The organism is Enterobacter cloacae complex sp., from assembly GCF_900322725.1.
In the GTDB taxonomy this organism is placed as follows: Bacteria; Pseudomonadota; Gammaproteobacteria; order Enterobacterales; family Enterobacteriaceae; genus Enterobacter; species Enterobacter quasihormaechei.
The window spans coordinates 2,238,154-2,251,439 of record NZ_LT991957.1 but is presented as its reverse complement, the minus strand read 5'-3'; the positions used below and the strand labels follow the sequence as shown (position 1 = coordinate 2,251,439).

The 13,286-nt window shown below is 54.9% G+C and carries 16 protein-coding genes; 10 read left to right on the top strand and 6 right to left on the bottom strand.

Annotated elements, in window-relative coordinates; genetic code table 11:
• The first annotated feature begins 52 nt into the window (after nt 1-52).
• The 7 genes from rfaQ to coaD all read left to right on the top strand — a co-directional run bounded on the left by rfaQ (nt 53) and on the right by coaD (nt 6,945).
• The gene (gene rfaQ / locus DBR02_RS11260) at nt 53-1,123 is read left to right on the top strand and encodes a putative lipopolysaccharide heptosyltransferase III (protein WP_107534405.1); all 1,071 of its coding nucleotides are present in this window, start codon (nt 53-55) and stop codon (nt 1,121-1,123) included.
• A complete protein-coding gene (locus DBR02_RS11255) occupies nt 1,120-2,247 on the top strand; it encodes a glycosyltransferase family 4 protein (protein WP_107534404.1) in 1,128 nt (375 codons plus the stop codon). The genes rfaQ and DBR02_RS11255 overlap by 4 nt, the downstream gene beginning before the upstream one ends.
• A gap of 2 nt (nt 2,248-2,249) precedes the next feature.
• Entirely contained in the window at nt 2,250-3,350 is a 1,101-nt protein-coding gene (locus DBR02_RS11250; RefSeq protein WP_064910019.1) for a glycosyltransferase, read from the top strand.
• Nucleotides 3,351-3,361: 11 nt separating this feature from the next.
• Nucleotides 3,362-4,351, top strand: a complete 990-nt coding sequence (locus tag DBR02_RS11245; RefSeq protein WP_063452138.1) for a glycosyltransferase — start codon at nt 3,362-3,364, stop codon at nt 4,349-4,351.
• A gap of 66 nt (nt 4,352-4,417) precedes the next feature.
• The gene (gene waaA / locus DBR02_RS11240) at nt 4,418-5,692 is read left to right on the top strand and encodes a lipid IV(A) 3-deoxy-D-manno-octulosonic acid transferase (RefSeq protein WP_003860874.1); all 1,275 of its coding nucleotides are present in this window, start codon (nt 4,418-4,420) and stop codon (nt 5,690-5,692) included.
• A complete protein-coding gene (locus DBR02_RS11235; protein ID WP_107534403.1) occupies nt 5,692-6,462 on the top strand; it encodes a glycosyltransferase family 2 protein in 771 nt (256 codons plus the stop codon). The genes waaA and DBR02_RS11235 overlap by 1 nt, the downstream gene beginning before the upstream one ends.
• Nucleotides 6,463-6,465: 3 nt before the next feature.
• Entirely contained in the window at nt 6,466-6,945 is a 480-nt protein-coding gene (coaD, locus tag DBR02_RS11230) for a pantetheine-phosphate adenylyltransferase (protein ID WP_063452136.1), read from the top strand.
• 2 nt (nt 6,946-6,947) lie between these two features.
• On the opposite strand, the gene mutM is transcribed toward coaD, so the two are convergent.
• The 4 genes from mutM to radC form a co-directional block, all read right to left on the bottom strand.
• The gene (gene mutM / locus DBR02_RS11225) at nt 6,948-7,757 is read right to left on the bottom strand and encodes a bifunctional DNA-formamidopyrimidine glycosylase/DNA-(apurinic or apyrimidinic site) lyase (protein ID WP_003860879.1); all 810 of its coding nucleotides are present in this window, start codon (nt 7,755-7,757) and stop codon (nt 6,948-6,950) included.
• A gap of 72 nt (nt 7,758-7,829) precedes the next feature.
• Complete coding sequence (rpmG, locus tag DBR02_RS11220; RefSeq protein WP_003024094.1) at nt 7,830-7,997, bottom strand: 50S ribosomal protein L33; 168 nt, start codon at nt 7,995-7,997, stop codon at nt 7,830-7,832.
• Nucleotides 7,998-8,019: 22 nt separating this feature from the next.
• On the bottom strand, nt 8,020-8,256 hold the full coding sequence (gene rpmB, locus DBR02_RS11215; RefSeq protein WP_002436699.1) for a 50S ribosomal protein L28: 237 nt from the start codon (nt 8,254-8,256) through the stop codon (nt 8,020-8,022).
• A 217-nt stretch (nt 8,257-8,473) separates the two neighbouring features.
• Nucleotides 8,474-9,139: a RadC family protein gene (gene radC / locus DBR02_RS11210; protein WP_063868776.1), complete on the bottom strand. Its 666-nt coding sequence runs from the start codon at nt 9,137-9,139 to the stop codon at nt 8,474-8,476.
• Between the two features lie 172 nt (nt 9,140-9,311).
• On the opposite strand from radC, the gene coaBC reads away from it, so the two are divergent.
• From coaBC to slmA, 3 genes are all read left to right on the top strand, one after another.
• Nucleotides 9,312-10,523 (top strand): bifunctional phosphopantothenoylcysteine decarboxylase/phosphopantothenate--cysteine ligase CoaBC, encoded by a 1,212-nt coding sequence (coaBC, locus tag DBR02_RS11205; RefSeq protein WP_107535641.1) that lies wholly within the window; start codon nt 9,312-9,314, stop codon nt 10,521-10,523.
• Nucleotides 10,501-10,959, top strand: a complete 459-nt coding sequence (gene dut, locus DBR02_RS11200) for a dUTP diphosphatase (RefSeq protein ID WP_015570042.1) — start codon at nt 10,501-10,503, stop codon at nt 10,957-10,959. The genes coaBC and dut overlap by 23 nt, the downstream gene beginning before the upstream one ends.
• A gap of 121 nt (nt 10,960-11,080) precedes the next feature.
• Nucleotides 11,081-11,677: a nucleoid occlusion factor SlmA gene (slmA, locus tag DBR02_RS11195; RefSeq protein WP_063868771.1), complete on the top strand. Its 597-nt coding sequence runs from the start codon at nt 11,081-11,083 to the stop codon at nt 11,675-11,677.
• An 82-nt stretch (nt 11,678-11,759) separates the two neighbouring features.
• On the opposite strand, the gene pyrE is transcribed toward slmA, so the two are convergent.
• Together pyrE and rph are read right to left on the bottom strand one after the other, a co-directional pair.
• The gene (gene pyrE, locus DBR02_RS11190) at nt 11,760-12,401 is read right to left on the bottom strand and encodes an orotate phosphoribosyltransferase (protein ID WP_107534402.1); all 642 of its coding nucleotides are present in this window, start codon (nt 12,399-12,401) and stop codon (nt 11,760-11,762) included.
• A 67-nt stretch (nt 12,402-12,468) separates the two neighbouring features.
• The gene (gene rph / locus DBR02_RS11185) at nt 12,469-13,185 is read right to left on the bottom strand and encodes a ribonuclease PH (protein ID WP_013094888.1); all 717 of its coding nucleotides are present in this window, start codon (nt 13,183-13,185) and stop codon (nt 12,469-12,471) included.
• Nucleotides 13,186-13,286 lie beyond the last annotated feature (101 nt).

Below are 13,286 nucleotides of genomic sequence, written 5' to 3'. Positions count from 1 at the left end.
TGCAAGTCGTTACCAGGTCTATTAGAATTGCCAATAGTACAACGCCGATAAGATGATGATGAATAACTTACCTGACACGCCTGATTTGCGCATTTTACTGATCAAACTTCGCCATCATGGTGACATGTTACTCACTACCCCCGTCATCAATTCATTACGCCAAAAATGGCCTGAAGCCCAAATCGACGTGCTTCTCTATGAAGAGACGCGAGACATGCTCGCCGCGCATCCGGCAATCGGTACGATCTACGGTATCGATCGTAAATGGAAGCAGCTGGGGACGCTGAAGCACCTGCAAAAAGAGTGGCAGCTGCTTCGTGCGTTGCGCGCTCAACATTATCACCTGGTGATTAATCTGGCCGATCAGTGGCGCAGCGCGATTGTCACCCGCTTCACCGGCGCACCGGTTCGGCTCGGGTTTGCCTTTAACAAGCGCAATAATGCATTTTGGCGTTTTTGTCACAGTGAACTGGTCTCTGTGGCCAGCCATCAGTCGCTGCATACCGTTGAACAAAATCTCTCCATACTGTCAGCGCTGCCGGTAGCGTCCAACCCTACCGTCACCATGGCTTACAGTGCGGATGACTGGCACCATGCTCAGCAAAAGCTTATGCAAAAGGGCGTGGGAGAAGGCTTCATCGTTATTCAACCCACTTCACGCTGGTTCTTTAAGTGCTGGGACGAAGGCAAAATGGCGCAAACTATCGCCGCGTTGCAGCAGGACGGCCACACCATCGTTCTTACCGCAGGTCCGGATAAAAAAGAGCTGGCGATGATTGACCGCATTCTTGCCGCCTCCCCGCAAACGGGTGTTGTTTCGCTGGCAGGACAGTTAACCCTGCGCCAGCTGGCCGCGCTTATCGATCATGCGAACCTGTTCATCGGCGTTGACTCCGTACCCATGCACATGGCCGCCGCCCTTCAGACGCCCTGCGTGGCGCTGTTTGGCCCGTCAAAATTGACGTTCTGGTCGCCATGGCAGGTTAACGGCGAGGTCATCTGGGCAGGTAACTACGGCCCGCTTCCCAACCCTGACGCCATTGATACAAAAACGACGGAACGTTATCTCGACGCCATACCCGTTGATGCTGTCGTCTCCGCCGCAAGGAGATACCTGCAATGAAGCTTCATCGTCTGGCCATCGTGCGCCAAAAATATCGTCCGGATGGGGGAGCGGAACGTTTTGTCTCCAGGGCACTCACCGCGCTGAGTAATCAAAATCTTGAGCTCAACGTCATCACTCGCGAGTGGCAGGGCGAAAAGCAGGACGACTGGCACATTCATATTTGCGATCCACGGAAATGGGGCCGCATCAGCCGTGAACGCGGCTTCGCACATGCCGCGCGCGCGCTTTGGCAGCAACAGCAGTTTGATATTGTGCAGAGCCACGAACGCATTCCGGGCTGTGATATTTACCGCGCCGGAGATGGCGTGCATCGACGCTGGCTGCTACAGCGGTCGCGTATTCTCCCCGCCTGGCGCGCAAAGCTGCTTATGCACGATCGCTATCACCGCTACGTAATGCACGCAGAGCGTGAAATGTATCAGGCGCCCGAGCTGAAAGCCGTTATCTGTAATGCGGAGATGATCAAACGCGAAATCGTCGAAGACTTTGATATTGACGCAAAAAAGATACATGTGATTTATAATTCAATAGATTCCAGCCGCTTCGTTCCGGCAGAAGAGCGTCAGCGTGCTGTACTGCGTAAGCAATTTGGCTTACCCGCTGATGCCGTCATTTTCTGCTTCGTGGGTTCGGGGTTTGAACGCAAGGGTCTGGCAAGCGCTATTCAGGCGATAGCAGGAACATCGGCGTGGCTGATTGTGGTCGGTCAGGATAAAGCGGAAAGCCGCTATCGCGACCTCGCCCGTTCATTAGGCTGTGAGGGGCAAATCCGTTTCCTGGGGATGCAAAAAGAGACGCTGCCATTTTATCAGCTTTCTGATGGTTTACTGCTGCCGACGCTGTATGATCCTTTTCCTAACGTCATACTTGAAGCAATGGCCTGCGGACTGCCCGTCATTACGTCAGAGAGTTGCGGTGGATCAGAATTTATTGCGCAAGGCCAGAACGGGTTTTACTGTGATGCACTTGATATCCGCACATTGAAGGAGGCCGTCGTGTCCATTCCTTCACTGGCAAAAAATAACAATATGGGGCTTGCGGCGCGTGAACGCGTCAGAGAAGCAACCCCTGAAAAACTGTCAAGTCAGCTTATTTCGCTTTATCAAAAATTACTGGATTAATAATGCGCATCCTAATGATTATTGATGGTTTACCCGGTGGAGGAGCTGAAAAAACGGTTCTCACCCTCTCCAGCGGACTGACAGAACTGGGGCATCAGGTTACCCTTTTCTCCTTACGGAAGGTGTGCGACTACGCCATTCCGGAAGGCATCGATTTTCAGGTTGTGCAGGATACCTGTAAAAAACCCTGGCGGAAGCTGACCGAGATCCCGCGTCGCGCCCGTTTGCTGGATCGCGCCATTGAGCAGGCAGAACGCAGCGGTAAATTTGACGTTGTCTTCTCGCATCTGCATAAAACCGACCGTATCGTGGCGCACAGCCGCGCGCTGGATCGGGATAAGGTCTGGTTCTGCGTACACGGGATGTTCTCTTTCTCCTATTTACGCCATCGCAGCGGGCTTTCCCGCTGGTTTAAGCATTATAAAATTCGCCATACCTATGAAAACCGCAATGTTGTGGCGGTATCCGGCGCCGTGCTACACGATCTCGCTGAAGTACTCGCTATCCCCCTGCGGCGCAAAGCGGTTATCCATAACCCCTTCGATATCCCTGAAATTCAGCGTCTGGCAGAAGCGCCCTTTGAGATGCAGGGGCAGGATTACATTATCCACGTTGGCCGTTTTCATGAACACAAGCGACACGACCGGCTTCTGCGCGCGTTCGCGCTGAGCAAGATTGACGCATCGCTGGTGTTAATGGGCAAAGGCTCTGACGCCAAAATAGACCAGCTCAAACAGTTAGCCGCTGAGCTTGGAATCGAAAATAAGATTATTTTCCGCCCGTTCGAAACCAACCCCTATCCGTGGATCAAAGGGGCTCGCCTTTTAGTGTTAAGTTCCGACTGCGAAGGTTTTGGTAATGTACTGGTGGAGTCCATTATCTGTCAGACCCCACCGGTGAGTACAAACTGCCCTGGCGGCCCTGCTGAGATCCTTACTGGCCCCCTGGCGCGTGGTCTGACAGCGTTAACCGACGAATCACTGGCGAAAACACTGGCAGAACTGTATGCCTCTCCGCCGGTTGTTGATCGCGAAACGATCGCATCGTTCGGTATCAACGCCATTTGCCAGCAATACATTGCTTTGGTCGACAACCAAAAATAATCAGGTTTCATATGCAAAATTCAGCGCCTTTGTTAAGCGTGGTGGTTGCCGTTTATAACGGTGAAGCTTTTCTCGATCAGTTCTTTACCTGCCTTGTCAATCAACATATCGACAGTATGGAAGTCATCATCGTCAATGATGGCTCTACTGACCGCTCGATGCAGATTGTCGAAAAATGGCGTGAAACGCTGCCACAGATGCAGGTTATTGAACAACCTAATCAGGGCGTGTCCATCGCGCGTAATACCGGCCTGGCCGTAGCGACCGGCCAATATCTCTCTTTCCCGGATATTGATGACGTCTTTAAACCCGGCATGTACCAGCGTCTGCTGGATATGGCCGTCACGCAGAACCTGGACGTCGCCACCTGCAATGGCAACTACGTCTGGGAAAATAACAAAAAACCGTCTCGCCCTATCTTCCCTGAAGATAAGCTCGCCTCAACGGGCGTCATGAATGGCGCGGCATGGCTAAAAAAGGCGCTGGATTCACGTAAGTTCCTCCATGTGACCTGGCTGAATATCTATCGCCACGATTTTATTCGTCAGAACGGTTTCCGCTTCGAGCCTGGCCTGCGCCATCAGGATATCCCGTGGACTACCGAGGTGCTGCTTGCCGCGGAACGCGTTCAGTACACCAGCGAACGCTTTTACGACTACTACATACACTCCGCCTCGGTATCGCACACCCCGGATAATGACGACACGCTTATTCGCTCCGCGCGTCATTACATGAAGATCCTGAAGATGCTTGATGCCATTAACCAGCGTTACCCGGATAAAGTGAAAAATATCCCTGCCTGCCACTGGCAAATCGCCAAAGAGGGGCTGGGAATTATTCATACCTTCGACAACATGAAGGATGAGGCGAAGAAATCAATGATAATCAAAGAGTTCTTCGATACCGGCATCTGGAAGCTCATCTGGAAGAGTGCCAAAAGCCCGCGTTTGCGCTGGCGCCTGGGCCGCCGCTACTTCCGTTTAAAACGGTATCTGGCATAAGAGATAGCTTTAGCACGCTTAAATGCTTAGAATTTCCCGGCCGAAACTAAAAAAACGGATAATCGCTTGGAATTGTTGTATACCGCCCTGCTCTACATCATTCAGCCACTGGTGTGGCTGCGACTGTTGCTCCGTAGCCGTAAAGCGCCTGCGTACCGTAAACGCTGGGCCGAACGCTATGGCTACTGCCGCAATAAAGTGGCGCCGGACGGTATTCTGCTGCATTCCGTGTCAGTCGGGGAAACGCTGGCGGCCATTCCGCTGGTGCGTGCCCTGCGCCACCGCTATCCGTCGCTGCCCATCACCGTCACCACGATGACGCCAACCGGCTCAGAGCGTGTGATGTCTGCTTTCGGTAAAGACGTGCATCACGTCTATCTTCCGTACGATCTTCCCTGCGCCATGAACCGTTTCCTGAATACCGTTCGCCCTAAACTGGTGATCGTCATGGAAACCGAACTGTGGCCGAATATGATTTCCGCCCTGCATGCCCGTAAAATCCCTTTGGTTATCGCCAACGCGCGTCTGTCAGAACGCTCGGCGAAAGGGTACGGCAAGCTGGGTAAATTTATGCGTCGCCTGCTCAGCAAAATCACGCTGATTGCCGCGCAGAACGAAGAAGATGCCGCGCGCTTTATCGCCCTCGGGCTGAAACGCAACCAGCTTGCGGTCACGGGTAGCCTGAAGTTCGATATTTCCGTCACTCCAGAACTCGCCGCCCGTGCGGTCACGCTGCGTCGACAGTGGGCGCCGCGTCGCCAGGTCTGGATTGCCACCAGCACTCATGACGGCGAAGAAGCGATTATTCTTCAGGCTCACCGCCAGCTGCTGGAAAAATTCCCTGATTTACTGCTGATTCTGGTTCCCCGCCATCCGGAGCGTTTCAAAGATGCCCGCGAAATGGTGCAAAAAGGCGGTTTCAGCTTCACCCTGCGCAGCAGCGGCGAAATCCCCTCAGGCAGCACGCAGGTGGTGATTGGCGATACGATGGGCGAACTGATGCTGCTGTACGGCATTGCGGATCTCGCTTTTGTCGGTGGCAGCCTGGTAGAGCGCGGTGGCCATAACCCGCTGGAGCCGGCGGCCCACGCCATCCCTGTGCTGATGGGGCCACACACGTTTAACTTCAAAGATATCTGCGCTAAATTGCAGCAAGCCGATGGCTTAATCACTGTGACCGACGCGGATTCAGTGGTCAAAGAGGTCTCTACCCTTCTGACCGACGAAGATTACCGCCTGTGGTACGGTCGTCATGCCGTTGAAGTCCTGCATCAGAACCAGGGCGCACTGACCCGTCTGCTGCAACTTTTGCAACCTTATCTGCCGCAGCGGAGCCATTGATGTCAACGCGTCTGTCGGTCGTGATGATCGCCAAAAACGCCGCCGACCTGCTTCCGGATTGCCTGGCCTCCGTTGCCTGGGCTGACGAAATCGTCATTCTCGACTCCGGAAGTACGGACAACACGGTGGACGTTGCCCGTGCAGCGGGCGCAAAAGTCTTTACCGACACCGACTGGCAGGGCTACGGCATTCAGCGCCAGCGTGCGCAGGGGTTCGCCACGGGCGATTATGTGCTGATGATCGACACCGACGAGCGCGTCACCCCGGAACTCCGGCAGGCCATTCAAACGGTGCTTGCCGCGCCGCAGCCTGGCGCGGTCTACAGCATCGCGCGCCGTAACTATTTCCTGGGCCGCTTTATGCGCCACAGCGGATGGTATCCCGACCGCGTGATGCGCCTCTATGCGCGCGAGCGTTATCAGTACAACGATAACCTTGTTCATGAGTCGCTGGCCTGCGATAACGCTCAGGTGATCCCCCTGACGGGCGATCTGCTTCATCTGACCTGCCGTGATTTCGCCAGCTTCCAGCGTAAACAGCTCAACTATGCCACCGCATGGGCGCAGGAACGCCACCAGCGCGGCAAGAAGGCCACGCTGACGGGTATCTTCACCCACACGCTGGGCGCGTTTCTGAAAACGCTGCTGCTGCGCGGCGGCGTGCTGGACGGCAAACAGGGCTGGTTACTGGCGGTGGTCAATGCCCAGTATACTTTCAACAAATACACCGAGCTGTGGGCGCTGAACCGCGGCTACTCAGAGAAAACGTGAGCCATGAGCACAAAAGCGATTTATCCGGGTACCTTCGATCCAATCACTAACGGTCATCTTGATATCATCACCCGTGCGGCGTGTATGTTCGACAAGGTGATTCTGGCCATCGCCGCCAGCCCGAGCAAAAAGCCGATGTTCGACCTGAACGAACGCGTGCAGCTGGCCACCGATGCGATTTCGCATCTGTCGAATGTTGAAGTCGTCGGGTTCAGCGATTTGATGGCAAACTTTGCCCGTGCTCAGCAGGCCAATATTCTGATCCGCGGTCTTCGCGCGGTAGCAGACTTCGAATACGAGATGCAGCTGGCGCACATGAACCGCCATCTGATGCCGGAGCTGGAGAGCGTATTCCTGATGCCCTCCAAGGAGTGGTCTTTCATCTCGTCTTCGCTGGTGAAAGAGGTGGCGCGCCATCACGGGGACGTTACCCACTTCCTGCCGGTTAACGTCCACCAGGCGTTGATGGAAAAGCTAAAGTAACCTTACTTCTGGCACTGACGGCAGTAGAACGTGGCCCGCTGGGCATGCTTCGTGGCAATAATCGGCGTCCCGCAGGCCCTGCATGGTTCACCCTTACGGCCATAAACCTGCAACTCCTGCGCAAAATAGCCCGGCTTCCCGTCGCTTTGCAGGAAATCCTTCAGCGTCGTCCCGCCCTGCTCAATTGAGCGCAGCAGTACCGCTTTAATCACTCTGACCAGCAGCTCGCACTCCTGCGCCGACAGCGAAGAGGCCAGCCGATCGGGATGGATCCCGGCGGCAAACAGCGATTCGCTGGCATAGATATTCCCCACGCCCACCACCAGCTTATTATCCATCAGCCAGGGTTTAATCGGGGTCTTCTTCTTCGCACACTTCTCTTTGAGATAATCCGCGTTAAACGCCTCTGAGAGCGGCTCAGGCCCCAGATGCGCCAGCACGTTGTGCCCTTCCAGCTCTTTGGTCCACAGCCATGCGCCAAAGCGACGCGGGTCGGTATAACGCAGCACTTTGCCGTTGCTCATCACCAGGTCAACGTGATCGTGCTTTTCCGCAGGCAATTCTTCGGTGAGGATGCGCAGACTGCCCGACATGCCCAGATGGATAATGATCCAGCCGTCAGGCAGCTCCAGCAGCAGGTATTTCGCGCGGCGCTGCACGCTCAGGACGGGTTTATCGCTTAACGCGTGGATCTCATCGGAAACCGGCCAGCGCAGACGCCCGTTGCGAACGACAGCATGAAGAATAGTCGCGCCGACCAGATGCGGCTCAATACCGCGGCGGCTGGTCTCTACCTCAGGTAATTCAGGCATGGTTCCTCCGTTGAGATGCAGAATGCAAAAAACCCCGCAGATGCGGGGTTTTTCAATACAAGGAGACTAAAATTATTTGATTTTAGCTTCTTTGTACAGTACGTGCTGGCGTACAACTGGATCGAATTTTTTCAGTTCCAGTTTTTCCGGCTTAGTACGTTTGTTCTTCGTGGTGGTGTAGAAGTGACCTGTACCAGCAGAAGAAACCAGCTTGATTTTCTCGCGAATACCTTTAGCCATGATTTATTTCCTCTTTAAGTACTTAGTACTTTTCGCCACGGGCACGCAGTTCGGACAGAACTGTATCGATGCCTTTCTTATCGATTACACGCATACCTTTAGCAGATACGCGCAGGGTGACAAAACGCTTCTCGCTCTCAACCCAGAAACGGTGAGAGTGCAGGTTCGGCAGGAAACGGCGTTTAGTCGCGTTCAGTGCGTGGGAACGGTTGTTACCGGTCACCGGACGCTTGCCAGTAACTTGGCAGACTCGGGACATGTCTATTCTCCAAAAATCAAATTAGCTCGAGCTTCGTATGGGGTATCGGCGCCTCGTCAGGCTTTACAGCCCGGTCATCGCATAGTTCTATTGAACTCTCGATTGCCAGGCCCAAATGCCAAACCCGAGATTCTCAAAGGTGGCGTAGTATACGCTGACTCGGCGGTGTGCTCAAGTCCCGAACAGACAAAGATCCCGATGGATCGCGAGAAAAGGCCTAAATCCAGCCACGTTCGGCAAAAGAAATGTACTCTCCGCGGCCAATTATCAGATGGTCCAGCACACGAATGTCCATGAATTGACAGCATTTGATAATACGTTCGGTAATGGCTTTGTCAGCTCTGCTTGGTTCTGCACAGCCAGAGGGGTGATTATGCGCGAGGATCACGCCGGCTGCATTCACTTTTATCGCTTCCCGCACAATTTCACGCGGATGCACCTCAACATGGCTCAATGTTCCCGAAAAAAGGCGGGTATGTTTCAGCACCCGGTTTTTGTTGTCGAGAAAGATCACCATGAAGATCTCCCGCTCCAGATCGGAGAGCTGGCTTTGCAGAAATTCGCGGGTCATGTCCGGGGTCAGGATCGGGTCTTCTTCCTCCATACGCACGTTATAAAATCGCCGGGCAAGCTCCGCAATGCCCCGCAGCTGGGCATATTTCGCCACGCCGATGCCCTCCACGTGCGTAAACGCCTCCAGCTCGGCGGTCAGCAAACCATGCAGTGAACCAAAATGGTCTATCAGCTCTTTCGCCAGCGTAAATACCGTTTTTCCCTGCGTGCCGGTGCGTAAAAAAAGCGCCAGCAGCTCGTCGTCTTTCAGCAACGTGACGCCATGGCGCAGCATTTTTTCACGCGGTAGCAGCAGTTCAGTCTCTTCCATGCCCGGCCTCCTTCTGTTTGCCATTATGCTGCCACAGGCAAATTCGGGGCTCGACGCTGACGTTTCGTTCTTGCGTAACGCCTCGCAAAGTGAGTAAAGGACATCATCACCCCGTTTTAGGGATTGTGATAAAATGCCCGCTCTCTGGTGAACCCAACAGGAAAGAATCATGATGAGCCTGGCCGGTAAAAAAATCGTTCTTGGCGTAAGCGGCGGTATTGCTGCCTATAAAACGCCAGACCTGGTGCGCCGTTTGCGCGAGCGCGGGGCCGACGTACGGGTCGCGATCACCGAAGGCGGCAAAGCCTTTATCACCCCGCTAAGCCTGCAAGCCGTCTCGGGATACCCGGTATCCGACAGCCTTCTCGACCCGGCGGCCGAAGCCGCAATGGGCCACATTGAGCTGGGGAAATGGGCCGATCTGGTTATCCTTGCCCCCGCCACGGCAGATGTAATTGCCCGCGTGGCGGCCGGTATGGCGAACGATCTGGTATCGACCATTTGCCTCGCCACGCCTGCGCCCGTCGCGGTTGTGCCCGCCATGAACCAGCAGATGTACCGCAATGCCGCCACCCAGCATAATCTGGAAACGCTGGCCTCACGCGGCCTGCTGATTTGGGGACCGGATAGCGGCAGCCAGGCCTGTGGCGACGTGGGGCCGGGCCGTATGCTCGACCCATTGACGATTGTTGATATGGCCGCCGCCCATTTCTCGCCTGTCAACGATCTGCAACATCTCAACATCATGATTACCGCGGGCCCAACGCGCGAGCCGCTGGATCCGGTGCGTTACATCACCAACCACAGCTCCGGCAAAATGGGCTTTGCCATTGCCGCCGCGGCGGCCAAACGTGGCGCGAACGTCACGCTGGTAAGCGGCCCGGTGTCGCTTACCACACCGGCGTTTGTGCAGCGTATTGATGTGACGACCGCGCTGGAAATGAACGCCGCCGTACAGGCGCATGCACAACAGCAGCATATTTTTATCGGCTGTGCGGCCGTCGCTGATTACCGTGCTGAAACCATTGCTGACGCCAAAATTAAAAAGCAAGGCGATGAATTAACAATAAAAATGGTGAAGAACCCGGATATCGTTGCCGGTGTCGCCGCATTGAAAACTCATCGTCCTTACGTTGTTGGGTTTGCCGCAGAAACGAATAATGTGGAAGAATATGCCCGGCAAAAACGTACCCGCAAAAACCTCGATTTAATTTGCGCGAACGACGTATCGCTGTCCACGCAAGGATTTAACAGCGACAGCAACGCATTGCACCTTTTCTGGCAGGATGGAGATAAAGTCTTACCGCTTGAGCGCAAAGCACTCCTGGGCCAACAATTACTGGACGAGATCGTTACCCGTTATGATGAAAAAAATCGACGTTAAGATACTGGACCCGCGCGTTGGCGAGCAATTTCCGCTGCCAACGTATGCCACCTCCGGCTCTGCCGGTCTTGACCTGCGCGCCTGTCTCGACGACGCCGTAGAACTGGCGCCGGGTGCAACGACCCTGATCCCGACCGGACTGGCGATTCACATTGCTGACCCGTCACTGGCAGCAGTGATCCTGCCGCGTTCTGGCCTGGGCCATAAGCATGGCGTCGTGCTGGGTAACCTGGTCGGCCTGATCGACTCTGACTATCAGGGTCAGCTGATGGTCTCCGTCTGGAACCGTGGCCAGGACAGCTTCACCATTGAGCCGGGCGAGCGTATCGCGCAGATGGTGTTTGTACCGGTGGTGCAGGCAGAATTTAACCTGGTGGCAGACTTCGACGCCACCGACCGTGGCGAAGGCGGCTTCGGCCATTCCGGGCGCAAATAACCGCCCGACAAACACGCATCTCACAGCGCCATAATGCAATAACAAACCGCAAACGTCAGTTTGCGGGTCGCTGTGTGGTTGCCAGCCTGACAAGTGCTTATTTTCAGGGGTATTTTGTAACATGGCAGAAAAACAAACCGCGAAAAGGAATCGTCGCGAAGAAATACTTCAATCTCTGGCTCTGATGCTTGAATCCAGCGACGGCAGTCAACGCATCACCACCGCAAAGCTGGCGGCCTCTGTGGGCGTATCAGAAGCGGCGCTGTATCGTCATTTTCCGAGTAAAACCCGGATGTTCGACAGCCTGATCGAGTTTATTGAAGATAGCCTGATCACGCGCATCAACCTGATTCTGAAAGATGAAAAAGACACCAGCGCGCGTCTGCGTCTGATTGTGCTGCTGATTCTGGGCTTTGGTGAACGTAACCCGGGTCTGACCCGTATTCTGACCGGCCACGCGCTGATGTTTGAACAGGATCGTCTGCAAGGCCGTATAAATCAGCTTTTTGAGCGTATCGAAGCTCAGCTGCGTCAGGTTCTGCGCGAGAAAAAAATGCGGGAAGGTGAGGGATATACTACTGATGAGACCCTGCTGGCAAGCCAGATCCTGGCATTTTGCGAGGGGATGCTCTCTCGGTTTGTGCGCAGCGAATTCAAATACCGACCAACGGACGATTTTGACGCCCGCTGGCCGTTAGTGGCAGCACAATTGCAGTAACGCCGCCGCCGGATGGCGGCTTCGCCTTATCCGGCCTACGAACGGGTAGGCCCGGTAAGCGTCGCGCCACCGGGCAACGCAATTAAACCCCGAACGCTTCGCGATACGTTTTTACCGCTGCCAGATGGTCCGCCATCTCAGGCTTCTCTTCCAGATACGCAATCAGGTCTTTCAGGGTGATAATCGACGTGACCTTGCAGCCATAATCGCGTTCCACTTCCTGAATAGCAGAGATGTCGCCGCGCCCGCGCTCCTGACGATCGAGCGAAATCAGCACGCCCGCAAGCGTTGCACCGTTAGCCTGGATAATCTCCATTGATTCACGGATCGCGGTGCCTGCGGTGATCACGTCATCGACCAGCATCACGCGGCCCTGCAACGCACTGCCTACCAGATTGCCGCCTTCACCGTGGGTTTTGGCCTCTTTACGGTTAAAGCAGTATGGCACGTCGCGGTCATGGTGCTCCGACAGCGCCACCGCCGTGGTGGTTGCAATCGGAATGCCCTTGTACGCGGGGCCAAACAGCAGGTCGAAATCAATCCCGGAATCCACCAGCGCTTCGGCATAGAAACGGCCTAACAGTGCCAGGTCGCGCCCGGTATTAAACAGCCCGGCGTTGAAGAAATACGGGCTTTTACGCCCCGATTTCAGCGTGAACTCGCCAAACTTAAGTACCTGCTTGTTAAGCGCAAACTCAATAAACTGGCGCTGATACGATTTCATGGATTTGCTCCTTTAGTTTTTTCTGTCTTACAGGCAAAAAAAAGGCGACTCATTGGTCGCCTTAAAATCAATTTTCTAACGCCGCCTTCTGCGTCGTTACAATGGATTCGATACCCCCTCGGGCCAACGCCAGCAAGGTGAGCAGCTCTTCGTGGGTGAATGGCTCGCCTTCCGCCGTGCCCTGCACTTCAATGATGCGACCATCTTCGGTCATCACCACGTTCATGTCGGTTTCTGCGGCAGAATCTTCAACGTATTCCAGATCGCAAAGTGCTTCGCCGTTAACGATACCGACGGAGACAGCGGCAACCATCCCTTTCATCGGGTTGGTTTTCAGCTTACCGGCGGCAACCAGCTTGTTCAGCGCATCTGCCAGCGCCACGCAGGCGCCGGTAATGGAGGCGGTACGCGTGCCGCCATCGGCCTGGATCACGTCGCAGTCCAGGGTGATGGTGAACTCGCCCAGCGTTTTCAGGTCAACCGCGGCGCGGAGCGCACGCGCGATCAGGCGCTGGATCTCCATAGTACGCCCGCCCTGCTTACCCTTTGCCGCTTCACGAGCATTACGGGTATGGGTTGCGCGCGGCAACATGCCGTATTCGGCGGTGATCCAGCCCTGGCCCTGACCTTTCAGGAAGCGAGGCACGCCCTCTTCGATGGACGCGGTGCAAAGCACTTTGGTGTCACCAAACTCAACCAGCACAGAGCCTTCAGCGTGTTTTGTATAGTTACGGGTCAGGGTGACGGGACGCACCTGATTGGCGCTACGACCTGCTGGACGCATGATGGATTCTCCGGCTTGAAACGAATGTGGCTGCGCATTATACGGATAAAGGACGCTTATTCCTATCCTGAGAAGCCCCTGAAAGCTATAATCCCCCCATC

Excerpts from the sequence above, each read along its gene's own strand:
- rfaQ (WP_107534405.1), top strand. The coding sequence starts at position 53 with ATGATGATGAATAACTTACCTGACACGCCTGATTTGCGCATTTTACTG.
- DBR02_RS11255 (WP_107534404.1), top strand. The coding sequence starts at position 1,120 with ATGAAGCTTCATCGTCTGGCCATCGTGCGCCAAAAATATCGTCCGGAT.
- DBR02_RS11250 (WP_064910019.1), top strand. The coding sequence starts at position 2,250 with ATGCGCATCCTAATGATTATTGATGGTTTACCCGGTGGAGGAGCTGAA.
- DBR02_RS11245 (WP_063452138.1), top strand. The coding sequence starts at position 3,362 with ATGCAAAATTCAGCGCCTTTGTTAAGCGTGGTGGTTGCCGTTTATAAC.
- DBR02_RS11235 (WP_107534403.1), top strand. The coding sequence starts at position 5,692 with ATGTCAACGCGTCTGTCGGTCGTGATGATCGCCAAAAACGCCGCCGAC.
- coaD (WP_063452136.1), top strand. The coding sequence starts at position 6,466 with ATGAGCACAAAAGCGATTTATCCGGGTACCTTCGATCCAATCACTAAC.
- mutM (WP_003860879.1), bottom strand. The coding sequence starts at position 7,757 with ATGCCTGAATTACCTGAGGTAGAGACCAGCCGCCGCGGTATTGAGCCG.
- rpmG (WP_003024094.1), bottom strand. The coding sequence starts at position 7,997 with ATGGCTAAAGGTATTCGCGAGAAAATCAAGCTGGTTTCTTCTGCTGGT.
- rpmB (WP_002436699.1), bottom strand. The coding sequence starts at position 8,256 with ATGTCCCGAGTCTGCCAAGTTACTGGCAAGCGTCCGGTGACCGGTAAC.
- radC (WP_063868776.1), bottom strand. The coding sequence starts at position 9,139 with ATGGAAGAGACTGAACTGCTGCTACCGCGTGAAAAAATGCTGCGCCAT.
- coaBC (WP_107535641.1), top strand. The coding sequence starts at position 9,312 with ATGAGCCTGGCCGGTAAAAAAATCGTTCTTGGCGTAAGCGGCGGTATT.
- dut (WP_015570042.1), top strand. The coding sequence starts at position 10,501 with ATGATGAAAAAAATCGACGTTAAGATACTGGACCCGCGCGTTGGCGAG.
- slmA (WP_063868771.1), top strand. The coding sequence starts at position 11,081 with ATGGCAGAAAAACAAACCGCGAAAAGGAATCGTCGCGAAGAAATACTT.
- pyrE (WP_107534402.1), bottom strand. The coding sequence starts at position 12,401 with ATGAAATCGTATCAGCGCCAGTTTATTGAGTTTGCGCTTAACAAGCAG.
- rph (WP_013094888.1), bottom strand. The coding sequence starts at position 13,185 with ATGCGTCCAGCAGGTCGTAGCGCCAATCAGGTGCGTCCCGTCACCCTG.